General features: G+C 72.0%; 22 protein-coding genes. 17 read left to right on the plus strand and 5 right to left on the minus strand.

All coding sequences use genetic code 11. The features are described 5' to 3' along the window. The first annotated feature begins 204 nt into the window (after positions 1-204). Together ACWFR1_RS00715 and ACWFR1_RS00720 are read left to right on the plus strand one after the other, a co-directional pair. Complete coding sequence (locus ACWFR1_RS00715; protein WP_453545019.1) at positions 205-1,140, plus strand: DMT family transporter; 936 nt, start codon at positions 205-207, stop codon at positions 1,138-1,140. Positions 1,141-1,151: 11 nt separating this feature from the next. Further along, positions 1,152-1,511 carry a hypothetical protein gene (locus ACWFR1_RS00720; RefSeq protein ID WP_453545020.1) on the plus strand — a complete coding sequence of 120 codons (360 nt, stop codon included), beginning with the start codon at positions 1,152-1,154 and terminating at the stop codon, positions 1,509-1,511. 27 nt (positions 1,512-1,538) lie between these two features. Here the strand turns inward: ACWFR1_RS00720 and ACWFR1_RS00725 are convergent, their stop codons facing one another. Continuing rightward, positions 1,539-1,763, minus strand: a complete 225-nt coding sequence (locus ACWFR1_RS00725) for a hypothetical protein (protein ID WP_453545021.1) — start codon at positions 1,761-1,763, stop codon at positions 1,539-1,541. 146 nt (positions 1,764-1,909) lie between these two features. On the opposite strand from ACWFR1_RS00725, the gene ACWFR1_RS00730 reads away from it, so the two are divergent. Genes ACWFR1_RS00730 through ACWFR1_RS00740 form a run of 3 tightly spaced genes read left to right on the plus strand, consistent with a single transcriptional unit; the run spans position 1,910 to position 4,354 of the window. Further along, complete coding sequence (locus tag ACWFR1_RS00730) at positions 1,910-3,193, plus strand: sensor histidine kinase (RefSeq protein ID WP_453545022.1); 1,284 nt, start codon at positions 1,910-1,912, stop codon at positions 3,191-3,193. Continuing rightward, positions 3,190-3,888, plus strand: a complete 699-nt coding sequence (locus ACWFR1_RS00735) for a response regulator (protein WP_453545023.1) — start codon at positions 3,190-3,192, stop codon at positions 3,886-3,888. Before ACWFR1_RS00730 ends, ACWFR1_RS00735 begins: the two co-directional genes overlap by 4 nt. A 40-nt stretch (positions 3,889-3,928) precedes the next feature. After that, complete coding sequence (locus ACWFR1_RS00740; RefSeq protein ID WP_453545024.1) at positions 3,929-4,354, plus strand: PaaI family thioesterase; 426 nt, start codon at positions 3,929-3,931, stop codon at positions 4,352-4,354. 30 nt (positions 4,355-4,384) lie between these two features. On the opposite strand, the gene ACWFR1_RS00745 is transcribed toward ACWFR1_RS00740, so the two are convergent. Further along, the gene (locus tag ACWFR1_RS00745) at positions 4,385-5,386 is read right to left on the minus strand and encodes a Gfo/Idh/MocA family protein (RefSeq protein ID WP_453545025.1); all 1,002 of its coding nucleotides are present in this window, start codon (positions 5,384-5,386) and stop codon (positions 4,385-4,387) included. A gap of 167 nt (positions 5,387-5,553) precedes the next feature. On the opposite strand from ACWFR1_RS00745, the gene ACWFR1_RS00750 reads away from it, so the two are divergent. From ACWFR1_RS00750 to ACWFR1_RS00780, 7 genes are all read left to right on the plus strand, one after another. Next, positions 5,554-6,282, plus strand: coding sequence for a GntR family transcriptional regulator (locus ACWFR1_RS00750; RefSeq protein WP_453545389.1), 729 nt, complete (start codon positions 5,554-5,556; stop codon positions 6,280-6,282). Positions 6,283-6,370: 88 nt separating this feature from the next. Further along, complete coding sequence (locus ACWFR1_RS00755) at positions 6,371-7,390, plus strand: sugar ABC transporter substrate-binding protein (protein WP_453545026.1); 1,020 nt, start codon at positions 6,371-6,373, stop codon at positions 7,388-7,390. Continuing rightward, positions 7,387-8,442 carry an ABC transporter permease gene (locus ACWFR1_RS00760; protein WP_453545027.1) on the plus strand — a complete coding sequence of 352 codons (1,056 nt, stop codon included), beginning with the start codon at positions 7,387-7,389 and terminating at the stop codon, positions 8,440-8,442. The genes ACWFR1_RS00755 and ACWFR1_RS00760 overlap by 4 nt, the downstream gene beginning before the upstream one ends. Continuing rightward, positions 8,439-9,236, plus strand: a complete 798-nt coding sequence (locus ACWFR1_RS00765) for an ATP-binding cassette domain-containing protein (protein ID WP_453545028.1) — start codon at positions 8,439-8,441, stop codon at positions 9,234-9,236. Before ACWFR1_RS00760 ends, ACWFR1_RS00765 begins: the two co-directional genes overlap by 4 nt. A 37-nt stretch (positions 9,237-9,273) precedes the next feature. Next, on the plus strand, positions 9,274-10,449 hold the full coding sequence (locus ACWFR1_RS00770) for an ROK family glucokinase (RefSeq protein ID WP_453545029.1): 1,176 nt from the start codon (positions 9,274-9,276) through the stop codon (positions 10,447-10,449). Beyond that, positions 10,446-11,033 carry a hypothetical protein gene (locus ACWFR1_RS00775; RefSeq protein ID WP_453545030.1) on the plus strand — a complete coding sequence of 196 codons (588 nt, stop codon included), beginning with the start codon at positions 10,446-10,448 and terminating at the stop codon, positions 11,031-11,033. Before ACWFR1_RS00770 ends, ACWFR1_RS00775 begins: the two co-directional genes overlap by 4 nt. Before the next feature lie 90 nt (positions 11,034-11,123). Then, the gene (locus tag ACWFR1_RS00780; protein ID WP_453545031.1) at positions 11,124-12,572 is read left to right on the plus strand and encodes a PHP domain-containing protein; all 1,449 of its coding nucleotides are present in this window, start codon (positions 11,124-11,126) and stop codon (positions 12,570-12,572) included. A gap of 93 nt (positions 12,573-12,665) precedes the next feature. On the opposite strand, the gene ACWFR1_RS00785 is transcribed toward ACWFR1_RS00780, so the two are convergent. Then, positions 12,666-13,334, minus strand: coding sequence for a class I SAM-dependent methyltransferase (locus ACWFR1_RS00785; protein WP_453545032.1), 669 nt, complete (start codon positions 13,332-13,334; stop codon positions 12,666-12,668). Positions 13,335-13,381: 47 nt separating this feature from the next. Continuing rightward, positions 13,382-14,107 (minus strand): dienelactone hydrolase family protein, encoded by a 726-nt coding sequence (locus ACWFR1_RS00790; protein WP_453545033.1) that lies wholly within the window; start codon positions 14,105-14,107, stop codon positions 13,382-13,384. Positions 14,108-14,406: 299 nt separating this feature from the next. Between ACWFR1_RS00790 and ACWFR1_RS00795 the strand changes: the two genes are divergently transcribed. Both ACWFR1_RS00795 and ACWFR1_RS00800 read left to right on the plus strand, forming a co-directional pair. Further along, entirely contained in the window at positions 14,407-15,012 is a 606-nt protein-coding gene (locus ACWFR1_RS00795) for an ATP-dependent Clp protease proteolytic subunit (protein WP_453545391.1), read from the plus strand. Positions 15,013-15,156: 144 nt separating this feature from the next. Beyond that, positions 15,157-15,774: an ATP-dependent Clp protease proteolytic subunit gene (locus ACWFR1_RS00800; RefSeq protein WP_453545034.1), complete on the plus strand. Its 618-nt coding sequence runs from the start codon at positions 15,157-15,159 to the stop codon at positions 15,772-15,774. 77 nt (positions 15,775-15,851) lie between these two features. On the opposite strand, the gene ACWFR1_RS00805 is transcribed toward ACWFR1_RS00800, so the two are convergent. Next, positions 15,852-16,277, minus strand: coding sequence for a hypothetical protein (locus ACWFR1_RS00805; RefSeq protein ID WP_453545035.1), 426 nt, complete (start codon positions 16,275-16,277; stop codon positions 15,852-15,854). 236 nt (positions 16,278-16,513) lie between these two features. On the opposite strand from ACWFR1_RS00805, the gene pcaDC reads away from it, so the two are divergent. Genes pcaDC through ACWFR1_RS00820 form a run of 3 tightly spaced genes read left to right on the plus strand, consistent with a single transcriptional unit; the run spans position 16,514 to position 19,234 of the window. Continuing rightward, positions 16,514-17,773: a bifunctional 3-oxoadipate enol-lactonase/4-carboxymuconolactone decarboxylase PcaDC gene (gene pcaDC / locus ACWFR1_RS00810; RefSeq protein ID WP_453545036.1), complete on the plus strand. Its 1,260-nt coding sequence runs from the start codon at positions 16,514-16,516 to the stop codon at positions 17,771-17,773. Positions 17,774-17,782: 9 nt separating this feature from the next. Continuing rightward, a complete protein-coding gene (locus ACWFR1_RS00815) occupies positions 17,783-18,415 on the plus strand; it encodes an MBL fold metallo-hydrolase (RefSeq protein WP_453545037.1) in 633 nt (210 codons plus the stop codon). A 39-nt stretch (positions 18,416-18,454) separates the two neighbouring features. Further along, positions 18,455-19,234 (plus strand): exodeoxyribonuclease III, encoded by a 780-nt coding sequence (locus ACWFR1_RS00820; RefSeq protein WP_453545038.1) that lies wholly within the window; start codon positions 18,455-18,457, stop codon positions 19,232-19,234. Positions 19,235-19,237: the final 3 nt, after the last annotated feature.

The following is a 19,237-nucleotide window of genomic DNA, read 5'->3' on the forward strand; positions in this document are numbered from 1 at the left end:
GTTGCGGGTTCAATGAAAGTCGGCGGGGCTGCCGCCCGCTGGCGGGTATCGGACGCCGACCCGGCGCCCGCGTACGGCAGCTGCTGACCAGGGGAGACGCACGAAAAGGTGTAGCCGCCAACGGCCGGTCCGGGTACGGTGATCGCTCCGCGTGCGAGCCGCCGAAGTCTCCACCCCGCCAGAAGAGTTGGAGAAACGGCCGCAATGTCGGTTTCCGCTTCGATCGCCGCACCCGTGTCCCTCGGCGCCCCGCGCCGCGCCTGGCTCACCGATCTGCCCGTCCTGCTGGTCGCCGTCGTCTGGGGCGCCAGCTACCTCGCGGCCAAGGGCATCACGACCACCCACACCGTCATCGCGGTCCTCGTGCTGCGCTTCGCGGTGGTGCTGCCCGTCCTCGTCGTCGCCGGGTGGCGCAAGCTCCGCGCGCTCACCGCACCCCAGTGGCGCGGCGCCGCCGTCCTCGGGCTGATCCTCAGCGGGATCTTCCTCCTGGAGACGTACGGCGTCGTCCACACCTCCGCCACCAACGCGGGCCTGATCATCAGCCTCACCATGATCCTCACCCCGCTCGCCGAGGCCGCCGTCACCCGCGTCCGGCCGCCCCGCGCCTTCCTCGCCGCCGCCGCGCTCTCCGTCGGGGGCGTCGTCCTGCTCACCCAGGGCGGCGGCTTCACCGCCCCCTCCCTCGGCGACCTCCTCATGCTGCTCGCCGCCGTCGCCCGTACCGTCCACGTCCTGGCCATGTCCCGGATCAAGGCCGTCCGGTCGGCCGACTCGCTCTCCCTCACCACCGTCCAGCTCGGCTCCGCCGTCGCCGTCTTCGCCGTCATCGCGGCCTTCCCCGGCACGGGCGCCTCGCCCTGGGCCACGGCCCTCGACTTCGGCGCCCGCGAGTGGGCCGGGCTGGTCTTCCTCTCCGTCTTCTGCACGCTCTTCGCCTTCTTCGTGCAGATGTGGGCGGTCCGTCGCAGCTCCCCGTCACGGGTCAGCCTCCTCCTCGGTACGGAGCCGCTCTGGGCCGCCGCCGCCGGCATCGCCCTCGCCGGCGACCGCCCCGGAGTCCTCGGCCTCGCGGGCGCGCTCCTCGTCCTCGCGGGCACCACTTGGGGCCGCCGAACGGCCGACGAGGGCGCGCGGTAGGTTCTTCGACAATGCGCTCGATCGCCTATGACAACGACTTCCGCGCCCGCGCCCGGCGCACCCAGGGCTGGGGCCTCGGACTGCTCGCCCTCGCGAGCCTGGTCTGGGTCTGGCTCGCGGTGCTCCTCTTCACGCCCTACGAGACCGGCGAGTCCAGCCGCGAGTGCACCTCCCGGTTCACCAGCGAGAACCTCCACAACGGTGACAGCCCCTGCGTCAACGAGCGCGACTGGCCCGAACTCCTCGCGCTGCTCGGGGGATCCGTCCCCCTCGCCGTCGTCGGCGCCGTTCTCTACACCAGCGGCTCGGTCTCGCACCGCATGGCCGAGCATCTCGCCGAGGTGACCCGGCTCGACAGGGCGAGCGCCTGACTCCGACCCACCCCCGGCGACCCGTCCTCAGGACGACTTCGGCACCCGGTCCGACACGATCATGAGGACCAGGCCGAGAACGGCGACCACGATGTTGACGAACAGCTCCCGGCCCTCCAGGAACCACACGTTGTCGGTCAGGAACCGGGTCAGCCCCATCAGCCGGAACCAGCCGTCGGTCAGCTCGCGGATCACCCCGCAGACCCCGAACACGACGAGCAGGAAACCGGCGACCTCCAGGAATCTCTTCATGACGTGATCATGAGCGGGCGGCGGCCCGGGCCGCGTCCGACTCCGGTCCCCGGCCACCGCGACCAAAGTATCGACCTGGGCGACTTCGGTAGCGGCGGGGCACGTTCCTCACCCGCGCACCGCTCCGAGCTGCGTACATTGCCGATATGACCCGTACGGACCGGCAGCGTCGGCTGCTCCCCTCCCACCTGGTCGAACCGGGCGAGAGCGGCGCGGCCAGGCCCCGCCGTACCGTCCGCGACTGGATCGTCGACACCTCGCTCTTCCTCCTCGCGGCCCTCGTCGGCCTCGTCGCCGCCGACAGCAGCGCGCAGTACAGCAGCGAGCCCGTCGTCCTCTTCGACCAGCTCGCCGGCGCCGCCGCCTGCTGCGCCCTCTGGCTGCGCCGCCGGTGGCCCGTCGGGCTCGCCGTCGCCCTCTCTCTGGTCAGCGTCGTCGTCCCGGTCGCCGGCGGAGCCGTCCTCGCGAGCCTCTTCAGCGTCGCCGTACGCCGCCCCTTCCGCGAGGTCGCCTGGATCGGGGCGCTCGCCGTCGCCGCCTCCACCGTCCAGGTCTTCGTCCGCCCCGACCCCACCCTCAAAGCCGGGATCGCGATCGTCCTCGGCTTCGTCCTCATCCTGCTGGTCACCGCCTGGGGCATGCTCGTCCGCTCCCGCCGCCAGCTCGTCGAAGCCCTCCGCGAGCGCGCCCGCCGTGCCGAGGCCGAGGCGGAACTCCGCGCCGCCCAGGCCCAGCGGCTCGCGCGCGAGTCCATCGCCCGGGAGATGCACGACGTCCTCGCCCACCGGCTGACCCTGCTCAGCGTCCACGCGGGCGCCCTGGAGTTCCGGCCGGACGCCCCGCCCGAGCAGATCGCCCGCGCCGCCGGCGTCATCCGCGACAGCGCCCACGAGGCCCTTGAGGACCTGCGCGAGATCATCGGCGTCCTGCGGGCGCCGGGGGAGAACGGCGGCGGCGACCGGCCCCAGCCGACCCTCGCCACCCTGGACGCGCTCGTCGCCGAGTCCCGCGAGGCCGGCGCCGACGTCGTCCTGGAGCTCGACGTCCAGCAGGGGAAGGCCGCGAAGGGCGACGCCGGCACCCCCGAGGACGCGCCCTCCGGCGCCCCCGAGGACCCGCCCGCCGTCCTCACCGTCCCCGTCTCCACCGGCCGCACCGCCTACCGCATCGCCCAGGAGGGCCTGACCAACGCCCGCAAGCACGCCCCTGGCACCAAGGTCACCGTCACCGTCAGCGGCCGTCCCGGCGAGGGCCTCACCGTCACCGTCCACAACCCGCCCCCCGCCGGCCCCGTCCCGCACGTCCCCGGCTCCGGCCAGGGCCTCATCGGGCTCACCGAGCGCGCCGTCCTCGCCGGCGGCCGGATGGAGCACGGACCGACCCCCGACGGCGGGTTCGCCCTGCACGCCTGGCTACCGTGGCCCGCATGACCATCCGGCTGCTGATCGTCGACGACGACCCCCTGGTCCGCGCGGGCCTCACCCTCATGCTCGGCGGCGCCGAGGACCTGGAGATCGTCGGCGAGGGCGCCGACGGCCGCGAGGTCCCCGAGCTCGTCGACCGCCTCGTCCCGGACGTCGTCCTCATGGACATCCGCATGCCCCACGTCGACGGACTCACCGCCACCGAACGCCTCCGCGGGCTCCCCGGCGCCCCCGAGGTCGTCGTCCTCACCACCTTCCACGCCGACGAGCAGGTGCTGCGCGCCCTGCGGGCGGGTGCCGCCGGTTTCGTCCTCAAGGACACCCCGCCCGCCGAGATCGTCGCCGCCGTCCGCCGGGTCGCCGCCGGTGACCCGGTCCTCTCGCCGGCCGTCACCCGCCAGCTGATGACCCATGTCGCGGAGGAGCCGGACCGGCAGCACCGGCCGGAACCGCGGGAGGAGTCGCGGCGCGCCGCGGTCACCGCGCGCCTCGCCGAACTGGCCGAACGCGAAAGGGAGGTGGCCGTCGCCGTCGGCCGCGGCCACTCCAACGCCGAGATCGCCGCCGAGCTCTACATGAGCGTGCCGACCGTCAAGACCCACGTCTCGCGCGTCCTCGCCAAGCTCGGCCTCAACAACCGCGTCCAGATCGCCCTGCTCGTCCACGAAGCGGGCCTCCTCGACGAGGAGGACGGCGCATAGGCACCTGTCTTCCGGATCAGGCCCTGCATAGGCTGACCGGATGACCGACATCGACGAACCCGGCCTCGCCCTCGCCCGGAAGGTGCTGGACGCCCAGCCGTTCAGCCGCCTCCTCGGAGCCACCGTCACCGCCTTCGGCGACGGGGGCGCCACCCTGGAGCTGGCGATCAGGGAAGACCTGCGGCAGCAGAACGGATTCGCGCACGGCGGAGTCCTCTCGTACGCCGCCGACAACGCGATCACCTTCGCCGCGGGCACGGTCCTCGGCCCCGCCGTCCTGACCGCCGGTTATTCCATCGACTACGTCAGGCCCGCCGCCGGCGGCACCCTGCGCGCCCGCGCGGACGTCCTCCACGCGGGCCGCCGACAGGCGGTGGTCCGCTGCGAGCTGCTGACCGTCGACGCGGACGGCGCCGAGACGCTGTGCGCCCTGGCCCAGGGCACGGTCCGCTCGGCGAACCCCTGAAGGCGGCCGCCCGCCCGTGACGCCGCCCGGCTAGCCGGTGGCGTCGTCCACCCGCACCGGACGGCGCTCCCGGCGCGACCGCTCGCACGCCTCGGCGATCCGGAGTGCCGCCAGGGCCTCGGCGCCGTCGCACGCGTTGGCCGCCTCGCCGCGCACCAGCCGGACGAAGGCGTCGAGCTCGGCCTCGTACGCGGGGCCGAACCGCTCCAGGAACCCCTGCCAGGGCTTCCCCTGCGCCGCCGGGCCCTGCGGTTCCACCGAGGTGAGCGGGGTCCGGTCGTCCAGGCCCACCGCGATCTGGTCCCGCTCGCCCGCCAGCTCCATCCGTACGTCGTACCCGGCGCCGTTGCACCGGGTCCCGGTCACCGTCACCAGCGTGCCGTCGTCCAGGGTGAGGAGCGCGGCGGCCGTGTCCACGTCCCCCGCCTCCCGGAACATCACGGGACCCGCGTCCGAGCCCGTCGCGTACACCTCGACGACCTCGCGGCCGGTCACCCACCGCACGATGTCGAAGTCGTGCACCAGACAGTCCCGGAAGAGCCCGCCCGAGAGCGGCAGATACGCGGCGGGCGGCGGCTCCGGGTCGGACGTCGCCGCCCGTACGGTGTGCAGCCGGCCGAGCCGCCCCGACCGCACAGCCTCGCGCGCCGCCCCGTACCCCGCGTCGAAGCGGCGCATGAACCCGAGCTGGAGCTCGGTGCCCGCCTCCGCCACGGCCCGCAGCGCCACCCGCGTGCCGGGCACGTCCAGGGCGATCGGCTTCTCGCAGAAGACCGGCAGTCCGGCCCCGGCGGCGCGGGCGATCAGCTCCGCGTGCGCGGCCGTCGCCGAGGCGATCACCACCGCGTCCAGGGCGTGCCCGAGCAGTGCCGCCACATCGGGCGCCGCCTCCGCCCCGAGGGCCCCCGCGACCCCGGCCGCCCGGGCCGCGTCCGCGTCCGCCACGACCAGCGACTCGACCTCCGGGTGGCGGGCCAGTACCCCCGCGTGGAAGCTCCCGATCCGTCCCGTACCGATGAGTCCGATGCGCATGGCCCCACCGTGGAGCCGTACGACCCCGGTGTCAAGGATTTGTCAGGACAACAGGACGTCACGACGTCCCGCCATCCGCTGCCCGCCATCGGCTTCCGGTCATCGGCGCGCCCGGTTACGCTCCCCCCGTGTCCAAGCAGTCCGGCTCGCCCCTGCCCCCGCTCTCCGTGGACCGCACCAGCCCGGTCCCGCTCTACTTCCAGCTCGCCCGGCAGCTGGAGGGAGCGGTGGAGAACGGGACGCTGCCCCCTGGCACCCTCCTCGGCAACGAGATCGAACTCGCCACCCGCCTCGGCCTCTCCCGCCCCACCGTCCGCCAGGCCATCCAGTCCCTCGTCGACAAGGGCCTCCTGGTCCGCCGCCGGGGCGTCGGCACCCAGGTCGTGCACAGCAGGGTCCGCCGCCCGCTGGAGCTCAGCAGCCTCTACGACGACCTGGAGGCCGCGGGCCGCCGCCCCGCCACCAGGGTCCTCGCCAACCGCCTCGAACCCGCCACCGCACCGGTCGCGGCCGCCCTCGGCGTACCCGAGGGCAGCGACGTCCACTACCTGGAGCGGCTGCGCACCGCGTACGGCGAGCCCATGGCGTACCTGCGCAACCACCTGCCCGCCGGACTCCTGGCGCCGGACGAGCCCGACACCGGGCGCCTGGAGTCCACCGGCCTCTACCGGATGCTCCGCTCCGCCGCGCTCACCCTGCACAGCGCACGCCAGTCCATCGGCGCCCGCGCCGCGACCCCGGAGGAGGCCGCGCTCCTCGACGAGCGGGAGGGAGCGCCGCTGCTCACGATGGAACGCACCACCTACGACGACACGGGCCGGGCCGTCGAGTACGGCTCGCACCTCTACCGGGCCGCCCGCTACTCCTTCGAGCTCCAGCTGATGGTCCGCCCCTGAGACCACACAGGCCCCGCTGACAAGTGCCACGACCCGCATGACCGATACTGCAATGCACGCAGAAGGACACAAAGGAGGGCACGGCCTCGTGACCAGGCTTCGGACAGGAGGGGTACGGGCCGCCATCGGCGCCGTGCTCGCGCTCGCGCTCACAGGAGCGCTGGCGGGGTGCAGCAGCACCGGCGGAAAGCGGGCGGAGGACGCCCGCAAGGCCGCGGCGGCACAGGGCAGGGCGGCCGTCGACACCCCCCGCTGGACCTTCGCCATGGTGACCCACTCCGGTGACGGCGACACCTTCTGGGACATCGTCCAGAACGGCGCCAAGCAGGCCGCCGTCAAGGACAACATCAACTTCCTCTACGCCCACAGCGACGAGGCGCAGCAGCAGGCCCAGCTCATCGACTCGTACATCGCCAAGGGCGTCGACGGCCTGATCGTCACCCTCGCCAAGCCCGACGCGATGAAGGCCGCCGTCGAGAAGGCCGTCAAGGCCGGCATCCCGGTGATCACCGTGAACTCGGGCGCCGAGCAGTCCAAGGCCTTCGGCGCCCTCACCCACATCGGGCAGGACGAGACCGTCGCCGGTGAGGCCGTCGGCGACGAGCTCGACAAGCGCGCCAAGAAGAAGGCCCTCTGCGTCCTGCACGAGCAGGGCAACATCGGCCACGAGCAGCGCTGCGCCGGAGCGAAGAAGACCTTCGGCGGCGAGCTCGTGAACCTCTACGTCGACGGCACCAACATGCCCGACGTGAAGGCCTCCATCGAGGCCAAGCTCCAGTCCGACAAGGCCATCGACGCCGTCGTCACCCTCGGCGCCCCCTTCGCCGACGCCGCCGTCCAGGCCGCGAAGAGCGCCGGCAGCACGGCCGAGATCGACACCTTCGACCTCAACGCCAAGGTCGCCACCGCCCTGGAGGCCGGCACGCTGGGCTTCGCGGTCGACCAGCAGCCCTACCTCCAGGGGTACGAGGCCGTCGACCTCCTCTGGCTCTACCGCTACAACGCCGACGTCCTCGGCGGCGGCAAGCCCGTCCTCACCGGCCCCCAGATCATCACCAAGGACCAGGCGGGCGCGCTCAAGCAGTACGCGGAGCGGGGTACCCGATGAGCTCCACCGCCCCACCGTCCGACGGCGTCGACCACGTCGACGAACGGCTCCTGCGCACCAGCCCGCTGAAGAAGCTCCTCGCCCGCCCCGAGCTCGGCTCGGTCGTCGGCGCGATCGCCGTCTTCGTCTTCTTCTCCGTCGCCGCCGACAGCTTCCTGCGCGCCGCGAGCCTGGGCACGGTGCTGTACGCGGCCTCCACCATCGGCATCATGGCGGTCCCGGTCGCGATGCTGATGATCGGCGGCGAGTTCGACCTCTCCGCCGGCGTCATGGTCACCAGCTCCGCGCTCGTCTCGTCGATGGTCAGCTACCAGCTGACGGCGAACGTCTGGGTCGGCGTCGGCGTCTCGCTGCTCGTCACCCTCGCGATCGGCGCCTTCAACGGCTTCATGCTGACCCGCACCAAGCTGCCCAGCTTCATCATCACGCTCGGCACCTTCCTCATGCTGACCGGTCTGAACCTCGGCCTCACCAAGCTGATCAGCGGCACCGTCTCCACCAAGACCATCGCCGACATGGAGGGCTTCCCCTCCGCCCGTAAGCTCTTCGCCTCCCAGGTCACCGTCGGCGGCGTCGAGCTCAAGGTCACCATCCTGTGGTGGCTCGGCCTCGTCGCCCTCGCCACCTGGATCCTGCTGCGCACCCGCTTCGGCAACTGGATCTTCGCGGTCGGCGGCGGCGCCGACGCCGCCCGCGCCGTCGGCGTCCCGGTCTACCGGACGAAGATCGGCCTCTACATGGGCGTGGCCTTCTGCGCCTGGATCTCCGGCCAGCACCTGCTCTTCTCCTTCGACGTCGTCCAGTCGGGCGAGGGCGTCGGGAACGAGCTGATCTACATCATCGCGGCCGTCATCGGCGGCTGTCTGATCACCGGCGGATACGGCTCCGCCATCGGCTCGGCGGTCGGCGCCCTCATCTTCGGTATGACCAGCAAGGGCATCGTGTACGCCGAGTGGAACCCCGACTGGTTCAAGTTCTTCCTGGGGGCGATGCTCCTCCTGGCGACCCTGCTGAACGCCTGGATCCGCAAGCGTGTGGAGGCCACCAAGTGACGACCGCGGAACAGACCTCCCTCGTCGAGCTGGCCGACGTCAGCAAGTACTACGGCAACATCCGCGCCCTCGAAGGGGTCTCCCTGGAGGTCCGCGCGGGCGAGATCACCTGCGTCCTCGGCGACAACGGCGCCGGCAAGTCCACCCTCATCAAGATCGTCGCCGGACTCCACCGGCACGACGCCGGCACCTTCCGCGTCGACGGCGAGGAGGTGACCCTCGCCAACCCGCGCGACGCCCTCGACCGGGGCATCGCCACCGTCTACCAGGACCTCGCCGTCGTCCCCCTCATGCCGGTCTGGCGGAACTTCTTCCTCGGCTCCGAGCCCACCAAGGGCTCGGGACCCTTCAAGCGGCTCGACGTCGACCTCATGCGGACCACCACCCGCGAGGCGCTGCTCCGCATGGGCATCGACCTGCGCGACGTCGACCAGCCCATCGGCACCCTCTCCGGCGGCGAGCGCCAGTGCGTGGCCATCGCCCGCGCCGTCCACTTCGGCGCCAAGGTCCTCGTCCTCGACGAGCCGACCGCCGCGCTCGGCGTCAAGCAGTCCGGGGTCGTCCTGAAGTACGTGGCCGCCGCCCGTGACCAGGGCCTCGGCGTGGTCCTCATCACCCACAACCCCCACCACGCCTACCTCGTCGGCGACCGGTTCGTCCTGCTCAAGCGGGGCGTGATGGCCGGCAGCCACACCAAGGACTCCATCTCCCTCGACGAGTTGACCCGCCAGATGGCCGGCGGCACCGAGCTGGAGGACCTCCGCCACGAGCTGGAACGCCCGTCCGCGACGTAACGGCCGCTTCACACCCCACCTGGCAGAATCGGAACCGATGAGTACCTACCGCGACCTCACCCACCGGGGATCCGCCCGGGGCACCGTGCTGCGGACCGTCGGGACCCGGGAGCGGCGCTCCCACCTGACGGCGCCCCGCGTACCGACCGTCGGCATCGACATCGGCGGTACGAAGGTGATGGCCGGGGTCGTCGACGCGGACGGCAACATCCTGGAGAAGATCCGGACCGAGACCCCGGACAAGTCCAAGAGCCCCAAGGTCGTCGAGGACACCATCGTCGAGCTCGTCCTCGACCTCGCCGACCGGCACGACGTGCACGCCGTCGGCATCGGCGCGGCCGGCTGGGTCGACGCCGACCGGGCCCGGGTCCTCTTCGCCCCGCACCTCGCCTGGCGCAACGAACCCCTCCGGGACGCCCTCCAGGGCCGGCTCGCCGTCCCCGTCATGGTCGACAACGACGCGAACACCGCCGCCTGGGCCGAATGGCGCTTCGGTGCCGGACGCGGCGAGGACCACCTCGTCATGATCACCCTCGGTACGGGCATCGGCGGCGCGATCCTGGAGGACGGCCAGGTCAAGCGCGGCAAGTACGGCGTCGCCGGAGAGTTCGGGCACATGCAGGTCGTGCCCGGCGGCCACCGCTGCCCCTGCGGCAACCGCGGCTGCTGGGAGCAGTACAGCTCGGGCAACGCCCTCGTCCGCGAGGCCCGCGAGCTGGCCGCCGCCGACTCCCCGGTCGCGTACGAGATCATCGAGCGGGTCAAGGGCAACATCCCCGACATCACCGGACCGCTCATCACCGAGCTCGCCCGCGAGGGCGACGCCATGAGCATCGAGCTGCTCCAGGACATCGGCCAGTGGCTCGGCGTCGGCATCGCCAACCTCGCCGCCGCCCTCGACCCCTCCTGCTTCGTCATCGGCGGTGGCGTCTCCGCCGCCGACGACCTCCTCATCGGCCCCGCCCGCGACGCCTTCCGCCGGCACCTCACCGGCCGCGGCTACCGCCCCGAGGCCCGCATCACCCGCGCCCAGCTCGGCCCCGAGGCCGGGATGGTCGGCGCCGCCGACCTCGCCCGGCTCGTCGCCCGCCGCTTCCGCCGCGCCAACCGGCGCCGCGTCGAGCGGTACGAACGGTACGAGCGCTATGCCCAGGCCCTCCGCAGCGGCACGTCGGCCCGGGCTCCCCGTACACCCGAGGACCCTTCTTCATGACCCCGCCCCACCCGTCATCACCGCCCCGCCCGCCCCACTCGTCGCACGGAAAGCTGCCGGAGGAGCGCCGGCACATGATCCGCCGCCGCTGGCTCACGGCCGTCATCATCGTGCTGCTCGTCGGCATCCCGGCCGGCTACCTTGTCGTCTCCGCGGGCCAGAGCCGCGACAGCGGCCGCGACAAGGAACGCGAGTCGTCCGCGGCCGGCCTCCAGACCAACCCGCCCTCCAAGATGAAGCGCCGGGTCTTCGAGGTCCCGATCCCGGCCGGAGCCTGGGACGTCGCCTACTACGAGACCAGCAACTGGAAGACCAGCCGCCTCTACGTCCAGTTCACGACGGACGCCTACGGCCTCGACACCTTCCTCGCCGACTCCGGCACCTCCCGCGCGCGGCTCACCAACGGGCGGATCACCGTCGGCGACCGCGACGCCGAGATCGCCGGCTGGGCCTTCGCCGACGGCATGGCCTGGGCGGGCACCACGGTCAAGCGCGAGGAACCGCGCCCGAACACCGACATCACGGTCGACCTCACGGACCCGGCGTTCCCCCGCGTCTACGCCGTCTCCGCCACCAGCCCCTGACGAACACCGGCTCCCGGCGAAGCCCGGGCCGAGGCGCGTCCCGCTGGATATGCTTCGGGACTCCACTCCGGGGGGAAGGGGACAGGCGCGATGGGGTACTTGTGGCTGGCGGGGGACCATCACGTCCACACGCAGTACAGCGGCGACGGGAAGTACCGGGTCATCGACCAGGTACGCCAGGCCCGGGCGCACGGCCTGCGCTGGATCGTCATCACCGACCACGGCGGCGTCACCCACGTCAAGCTCGGTGTGGACAAGGTGAATCCGGACATCCTCCGGGCCCGCGAGGCCCATCCGGACACGCTGGTCTTCCAGGGCCTGGAATGGAACGTCCCGGCCGCGGAACACGCCACGGTCTTCGTCCATCCCGGGCGTGACGAGGTCGCCGTCCTCAAGGAGTTCGAGTCGCGGTACGACGGCGGGGTGACGGGTACCACCGCCGTCACCGACGCCCACAAGGCGCTCGCCCTCTCCGGACTCGGCTTCCTGGCGGACGCCTCGGCGTACCGGCGCGTCGAGGACGCCCTCTTCCTCGCCAACCACCCCTCGCGGCGGGGCCTCGACGCGCCACGCGACCTCAGGAACTGGCGCGACGCCCAGCCGCGCGTCGCCGTCGGGATGGAGGGCGCGCCCGGCCACCAGGCCGCCGGACTGCCGGCCTCGCGCGGGCCCGGCGCGTACCGCGGCCACTACAGTGGGACCCCGGGACCCGACTCCTACCCCCTTTACCCTCCGGAGAGTTACCGGACGTTCGGCGGGTTCGACTGGATGACCGCGACCGTGGGCGGGCTGTGGGACAGCCTGCTCGCCGAGGGCCGGCCCTGGTGGATCACCGTGAACTCCGACGCGCACGACGTCTTCGGCGACACGTCGGTACGGGGTCCCGGCAGCGACTTCGCCGCCGACGGCCGCCACGCCGACCCCGTCCACGGCGGAGAGCCGAACCGCGTGATCGGCGACCACTGGCCGGGCCAGTACAGCCGTACGCACGTCGGGGCGGAAGCCTTCTCCTACCGGGCCGTGATGGACGGCCTCCGGGCCGGCCGGGTCTGGGTCGACCACGGCGGCCTGCTCGGCGGACTGCACGCACGGCTCCGGTCGGACGACCGGGCGGTCGGCCTCGGCGGGACGCTGACCGTGCGACGGGGCGACCGGGTCGAACTCGTCGTCGAGCTCGCCCTGGCGACCGCCCCCAACTCGGCCGGGGACATCCCGAGTCCGGCCCGCGTGGACGTCATCCAGGGTGACGTGACCGGGGCTCCGGACGATCCCGACGTCTTCTGCGCCCCCGGCACCCGAGTGGTCCGGTCCTTCGAGGTGGACACGTCCGCGCGGACGGCGCGGCTGACGTACGATCTCGGCCGCCTGGACCGGCCCGTGTACGTACGGCTGCGCGGGACCGACGGAAAGCGCGGCGCCACGGGACTGCGGGGCGCCGCCGTCGATCCCCACGGTCCCGCCATGGACGTCCGGGGCGATGTCGATCCGTGGCAGGACCTGTGGTTCTACTCCAACCCGATGTGGGTCGTCCCCCGCTGAAGCGCCCACCTGCCGCCGTCGACGTCCACCGAGCCGACGTCGGCCACCACTTGCGGAGTTCGTCTCCTCCGTACCGATGCCGGCGCCTGATCCTCAGTCCGCGCGCCGGGCCATGACGACCACGCCCGGCCCGCTGTACTCCTCGGGCGGGAGCCGGAGTTCGGCGACCGGGTGCAGTCCGGCCCGCTCGATCAGCTCCACGATCCGTTCCGGCCGCCACTGGTGCGTCGTCCAGCTGACGGGCACCCCTCCGTACGCCTCGGTGCGCTTCCTGTCCTCGTCACCGACGTGCGTGGCCATGATGAAGTGCCCGCCCGGCTTCAGGGCGCGCGCGAACATGGCGAGGACCTGGGGCAGGACGTCACGGGGGAGGTTGAACAGCGACCACCACCCGAGCACGCCGCCGAGAGAGGCCTCGGCGAGGTCGAGTTCGGTGGCGGAGGCGACGTCGAAGCGGCACTCCGGGTACAGGCGGCGCGCGTTCTCGATCATCCGGGGCGAGATGTCCACCCCGGACACGTCGAGTCCGCGCTCGGCCAGGTAGCCGGTCACCGTTCCCGGGCCGCAGCCGACGTCGAGAACGGGCCCGAGCCCGCTCACGCTGTCGGCGAAGGCGTCGATCGCCGCCTTGTGCCAAGGGTGGCGACGGATGTCGCCGATCCCCGTCGTCACCACCATGTCGGCGTAGTTGTCCGCCACCCGGTCGTAGGACTCGCGTACGAGATCGAGGTCGGCCGGGTGGTCGATACGGTGTTCAGGCATCCGGCAACGATAGGACCGTGCGCCGGTCTTGGGACCGGTGGGGGTGGTCACTCCGTCACGGGCAGGCACTCCTCCAGGAGGCCGACGACATCGCGCCAGGCCCGCCGCGCGTGCCGCGGGTGGTAGCCGACGCCGGGGACCGTGGGGTGGTCGACCGGCGGATGATGGAAGGCGTGCAGGGCGCCGCCGTAGACCACGAGGCGCCAGTCGACGCCGGCGGCCTCCATCTCGGCGGTGAACGCGTCCCATTGCGCGGCCGGCATGATCGGGTCCTCCGACCCGACTCCGGCCCACACCGGGCAGCGGATCCGCGCCGCCTCGCCAGGCCGGCCCGTGGTCAGCGCGTTGACCGTGCCGATCGCGCGCAGGTCGACGCCGTCGCGCCCGAGTTCCAGCGCGATCGCGCCCCCGGTGCCGTAGCCGACGGCGGCGATCCGGTCGGGGTCGGTGCGCGGTTCGGCGCGCAGCACGTCGAGCGCCGCGTGGCCGATGTCCCGCATCCGCTCGGGATCGGAGAGCAGTGGTAGGCAACGGGCCAGCATCTCCTCGGGGTCGCCCACATAGCGCCCGCCGTGAAGGTCGAAGGCCAGCACTACGTAGCCCAGCCCGGCGAGAGCATCGGCCCTGCGGCGCTCGACGTCGCTGAGCCCCATGCCCTCTGGCCCGAGCAGCACCGCGGGCCGGCGGTCGATACCGGCCGGGAGCGCGAGGTGCCCGACCATCGTCAGGCCGTCGGCCGCGTACTCGACCGAGCGCGTAGTCACCGTAGTCATGGGACCGGATTGTAGTGATGGCCGATCAACCCTGCGGGCACCGTTTCTCTTGCAGCGCAAATAGCCTCTCTTTCCAGCCAATTGATCACCCTGTGCTCGATCCTCCGCTCTCAGCGAACTGTTCGGCACCCACGCCGCTCCCGGCATGGATGCGTGTCAGCTTCGCCAAAAGTGAAGGTAGGGGGTCTTCACTCCCACTTCGCTGACCGAATGCATGAATCCCGGCTGCACCGGGACCTCGCACGGATGAGGAGTGACATCACATGGGCGCGCAGCAGTTCCCGCTCGGATCACATCGAATGGCGCCTTACGGCCTCGACGGACATGACGCCCCCGGCAGTGACGCCGTGTACAACCGGCTTCTCAACGACCGAATCGTCTTTCTCGGAAAGGAAGTCGACGACGACATAGCGAACCGCGTCACCGCGCAGTTGCTGATGCTCGCCGCCGACCCGACCCGGGACATCTATCTGTACATCAATTCCCCCGGTGGTTCGGTCACCGCGGGAATGGCGGTGTACGACACGATGCAGTACATCAAGAACGACGTCGTCACCATCGCCATGGGGTTCTGCGCCTCCATGGGGCAGTTCCTGCCCACCGCGGGCGCGCCCGGCAAGCGCTTCGCGCTGCCGCACACCAAGATCCTGATGCACCAGCCCTCGGCCGGATTCGCGGGCACCGCCTCGGACATCAAGATCTACGTGGACCAGCTCAAGCGGACCAAGCTGGAGATGGCCGAGCTCATCGCCCACCACTCCGGCCAGAGCACCGAGACGATCACCCGCGACTCGGACCGCGACCGCTGGTTCACCGCGCAGGAGGCCAAGGAGTACGGCCTCATCGACGAGGTCATGCAGTCGACGTCCACCCTGCCCGGCGTGGGCGCGGTCGCGTCCCACTAGTCCCTCCCCGCCTCTCGTTCGCCCCCGCCGCCGTTAGCCCTTCCCCGCCTTCCGGCGGATCCCGCACTCATCCCCACCCGGAGGACGCGCCCAGTGAGTACGCCCACTTCTCCACCGTCACCCGGCCCGGCCGGCTCCGGTGCCATGCCTCCGCGGAGCCGCTACATCGTGCCGCACTTCGTCGAGCGCACATCACAGGGCACCAGGGAGTACGACCCGTACGCCAAGCTCTTCGAGGAGCGCATCATCTTCCTCGGCCACGAGGTCGACGACGTCGTGGCGAACGACATCATGGCCCAGCTCCTGTGCATGGAGTCCATGGACCCCGACCGGGACATCGCCCTGTACATCAACTCACCCGGCGGTTCGCTGACGGCGCTCACCGCCGTCCACGACACTATGCAGTTCGTCCAGCCCGACATCCAGACCGTCTGCCTGGGGCAGGCCAACTCGGTGGCCGTCGTGATCCTGGCCGCCGGTACGCCCGGCAAGCGCGCAGCCCTGCCCAGCGCCCGGATCCTCCTGCAGCAGCCGCGCAGCCACGGCACGCAGGGCCAGGTCTCCGACCTGGTGATCGAGGCCACCGAGGTGCAGCGCCAGCGTGAGCTCGTGGAGGGCATGCTCGCCCACCACACCCGGCGGGACCTGGACCGGATCCGCGAGGACGTCGAGCGGGACCACGTCCTCACGGCGGAGCAGGCCCTGGAGTTCGGACTGATCGACCACGTCATCGGCCCGCGCGCCATCGCCCGCGCCCGCTGACGGACCGTCCTTTCCTTTTTCGAGCCGGGTGTGGCTTTCTCCTCGCGCCACGTCGGAAAGGGGCGAGTTCCTGCCTGCTACTCGACCAACTGCGCAAGCGTCGCCGGATAGTTCTCCTTGAGCATGTCGAGAAGAGCTGCACCGGACACCGGGCCGCAGAACCGTCGCGCGCGGCGCAGGATCTCGCGGCTGCGCAGGAATTGCTCGTACACCTCGAAATGCAGCGCGTTCCGCACGTACGCGTCCGGATTCCGCGCCAGCCCTTCGACGAAGGCGAAGCAGGGGGCCAGAATCTCCGGACGGGGCTGTTCATCCGCCAGATGGGGGAGCATGATCGGGCGCATCAAAGCCATCGGGAGGAAGTCGAAGAGATCGGTCTCCTCAGCCGGCCAGGCCGTGAAATGCGATCGCTGCGGCTCCGGAATTCCCCGCAGCACTTCGGCGGCCCGCGGCACCGTCCGGAGGTACGCGTGAACGATGTCCGCGAACTCGATCTTCTCCAACTGCCTCTCTCCGCCTTCCCGGTCTTCCCTCTTCCGGCACCGTCTACAGACACCGCCACACACGAGGGTGCCGCAAGGAGGGTGATCCTTGAGGCCATGCCCTGTCGACCGACCGGACAAGCCGGGGCATCGGCCCCTGGAAGGGGCTGCCGCCCGAGACGTCCTCCACCTGCTGAGCCCCGTACAGCCGTGCCCCGGCTATGGGGACTTGCGTGGGAGATGAGAGGGTCTGGCGGGTGAGTGAGACACCGACGAACACCCTGCAATACCGCGTCGACGGGCACGAGGACGCCCCGGTCCTGGTCATCGGGCCCTCTCTGGGGACCACATGGCACATGTGGGACCGGCAGATACCCGAGCTCGCGCGCGAGTGGCGGGTCGTCCGCTTCGACCTGCCCGGTCACGGCGGCGCCCCCGCCCAGCCCTTCACCTCCGTCGCCGAGCTCGGCGACCGGCTCCTCGCCACGCTGGACGCGATCGGCGTCCAGCGCTTCGGCTACGCGGGCTGCTCCCTCGGCGGCGCCGTCGGGCTCGACCTCGCGCTGCGCGCGCCCCAGCGGGTCGCCTCGCTCGCGCTGGTCGCGACGTCGCCGCGATTCGGCAGCGCCGACGAGTTCCGGCAGCGCGGGGTCATCGTCCGGACCAACGGTCTGGAGCCGATGGCCCGCACCGCCCCCGAGCAGTGGTTCACCCCGCTCTTCGCGGGCGCGCAGCCCGCCATCGTCGACTGGGCCGTCCAGATGGTCCGCACGACCGACCCCGCCTGTTACGTCGCCGCCTGCGAGGCCCTCGCCGTCTTCGACGTCCGCGAGGCGCTCGACCGCGTCGGCATCCCCGTCCTCGTCCTCGTCGGCTCCGAGGACCAGGTGACCGGCCCCGCCGAGGCGCGCACGCTGGTCGCGGGGATCGCCGACGCCCGGCTCGCAGTCGTCCCCGGCGCTTCGCACCTCGCGCCCGTCGAGCAGCCCGCGGCCGTCACCGACCTGCTTGCCGAGCACTTCGCGGGGACCGCCCAGGAGACCGGCGGCATCATGGCCGTGCCGCCGCTCCCCACAGCGCAGGCCCCCGCGGCCGAGCCCGCCCCGGTGGCCCCGGCCGCCGAGCCCGCCGAGGCCGGGCGCCCCGACCCGTACGAGACGGGTCTCGGCCTGCGCCGCGAGGTCCTCGGCGACGCCCATGTCGACCAGGCCCTCGCCGAGGATCCCGACAGCGCCTTCCAGGAGCTCGTCACCCGGTACGCCTGGGGCGAGGTCTGGAGCCGCGAGGGCCTCGACCGGCGCACCCGCAGCGTCGTCACCCTCACGGCCCTCGTCGCCGGCGGCCACCACGACGCGCTCGCCGACCACACCAGGGCCGCCCTCCGCAACGGCCTGTCGCCCGACGAGCTCCGCGAGATCGTGCTACACACCGCCGTGTACTGCGGCTTCCCGGCAGCCGAGACCGCCCTGCGCGTGGTCACCCGCGTCATCCGGGAGGAGACGACACCTCCCGCGTAACCTGGCCGCGTGAAGCTGACGAAGAAGTCCCACGCCTGCGTCCGGCTGGAGAAGGACGGGCGGACGCTCGTCCTCGACCCGGGGATGTTCACCGAGGAGGACGCGGTCCTCGGGGCGGACGCCCTGCTCGTCACCCACGAGCACCCGGACCACTTCGACGAGAGCCGGCTGCGGGCCGCCCTCGAGGGAAACCCGGCCGCCGAGATCTGGACGCTGCGGAGCGTGGCCGACCGGCTCTCGGCGGCCTTCCCCGGCCGTGTGCACACCGTCGGCCACGGCGACACCTTCACCGCCGCCGGCTTCGACGTCCAGGTGCACGGCGAGCTGCACGCCGTGATCCACCCCGACATCCCGCGCATCACCAACGTCGGCTACCTCGTCGACGGCGCCGTCTTCCACCCCGGCGACGCCCTCACCGTCCCCGACCGGCCCGTCGACACGCTGCTGCTGCCGGTCATGGCCCCCTGGAACAAGATCTCCGAGGTCATCGACTACGTCCGCGAGGTGCGCCCGCGCCGTGCGTACGACATCCACGACGCCCTCCTCACCGACCTCGCCCGGCCGATCTACGACAGCCAGATCGGCGCCCTCGGCGGCACCGACCACTCCCGCCTCGCCCCCGGCGCCTCCGCCGAGCTCTGAATCCGCCGACTGTCACACCCCGCCAGTAGGCTTGCGCTCATGCGCATCGCCACCTGGAACGTCAATTCGATCACCGCCCGGCTGCCCCGCCTCCTGGCCTGGCTGGAGAGCACCGGCACCGACGTGCTGTGCATCCAGGAGACCAAGTGCACCGCCGAGCAGTTCCCCACCGAGGAGCTGCGCGCGCTGGGGTACGAGTCGGTGGTCAACGCCACGGGCCGGTGGAACGGCGTGGCGCTGGTCTCCCGGGTCGGCCTCGCGGACGTGGTCACGGGCCTGCCCGGCGGCCCCGAGTACGAGGGCGTGCAGGAGCCGCGGTCCATCTCCGCGACCTGCGGCCCGGTCCGCGTCTGGTCGGTCTACGTGCCGAACGGCCGCGAGGTCGTCCACGAGCACTACGCGTACAAGCTGCGCTGGCTGGAAGCGCTCAAGACGGCCGTCGCGGACGACGCGGCGGGGGAGCGCCCCTTCGCAGTCCTCGGCGACTACAACATCGCCCCGGCCGACGAGGACGTGTGGGACATCGCCGCGTTCGAGGGCGCCACGCACGTCACGGAGCCGGAGCGGGCCGCCCTCGCGGGCCTGCGCGAGGCCGGACTCTCCGACGTGGTCCCGCGCCCCCTCAAGTACGACCACCCCTACACCTACTGGGACTACCGCCAGCTCCGCTTCCCGAAGAACAAGGGCATGCGCATCGACCTGGTCTACGGCAACAAGCCCTTCGCCGAGGCGGTCTCGGACAGCTACGTGGACCGCGAGGAGCGCAAGGGCAAGGGGGCGTCGGACCACGCGCCCGTCGTCGTCGACCTCGACGTCTAGGGC

It is taken from the genome of Streptomyces sp. NPDC055103 (genome assembly GCF_053607625.1).

Coding starts and splice junctions, on each gene's coding strand:
- ACWFR1_RS00715 (WP_453545019.1), top strand. CDS start 205: ATGTCGGTTTCCGCTTCGATCGCCGCACCCGTGTCCCTCGGCGCCCCG.
- ACWFR1_RS00720 (WP_453545020.1), top strand. CDS start 1,152: ATGCGCTCGATCGCCTATGACAACGACTTCCGCGCCCGCGCCCGGCGC.
- ACWFR1_RS00725 (WP_453545021.1), bottom strand. CDS start 1,763: ATGAAGAGATTCCTGGAGGTCGCCGGTTTCCTGCTCGTCGTGTTCGGG.
- ACWFR1_RS00730 (WP_453545022.1), top strand. CDS start 1,910: ATGACCCGTACGGACCGGCAGCGTCGGCTGCTCCCCTCCCACCTGGTC.
- ACWFR1_RS00735 (WP_453545023.1), top strand. CDS start 3,190: ATGACCATCCGGCTGCTGATCGTCGACGACGACCCCCTGGTCCGCGCG.
- ACWFR1_RS00740 (WP_453545024.1), top strand. CDS start 3,929: ATGACCGACATCGACGAACCCGGCCTCGCCCTCGCCCGGAAGGTGCTG.
- ACWFR1_RS00745 (WP_453545025.1), bottom strand. CDS start 5,386: ATGCGCATCGGACTCATCGGTACGGGACGGATCGGGAGCTTCCACGCG.
- ACWFR1_RS00760 (WP_453545027.1), top strand. CDS start 7,387: ATGAGCTCCACCGCCCCACCGTCCGACGGCGTCGACCACGTCGACGAA.
- ACWFR1_RS00770 (WP_453545029.1), top strand. CDS start 9,274: ATGAGTACCTACCGCGACCTCACCCACCGGGGATCCGCCCGGGGCACC.
- ACWFR1_RS00775 (WP_453545030.1), top strand. CDS start 10,446: ATGACCCCGCCCCACCCGTCATCACCGCCCCGCCCGCCCCACTCGTCG.
- ACWFR1_RS00780 (WP_453545031.1), top strand. CDS start 11,124: ATGGGGTACTTGTGGCTGGCGGGGGACCATCACGTCCACACGCAGTAC.
- ACWFR1_RS00785 (WP_453545032.1), bottom strand. CDS start 13,334: ATGCCTGAACACCGTATCGACCACCCGGCCGACCTCGATCTCGTACGC.
- ACWFR1_RS00790 (WP_453545033.1), bottom strand. CDS start 14,107: ATGACTACGGTGACTACGCGCTCGGTCGAGTACGCGGCCGACGGCCTG.
- ACWFR1_RS00795 (WP_453545391.1), top strand. CDS start 14,407: ATGGCGCCTTACGGCCTCGACGGACATGACGCCCCCGGCAGTGACGCC.
- ACWFR1_RS00800 (WP_453545034.1), top strand. CDS start 15,157: ATGCCTCCGCGGAGCCGCTACATCGTGCCGCACTTCGTCGAGCGCACA.
- ACWFR1_RS00820 (WP_453545038.1), top strand. CDS start 18,455: ATGCGCATCGCCACCTGGAACGTCAATTCGATCACCGCCCGGCTGCCC.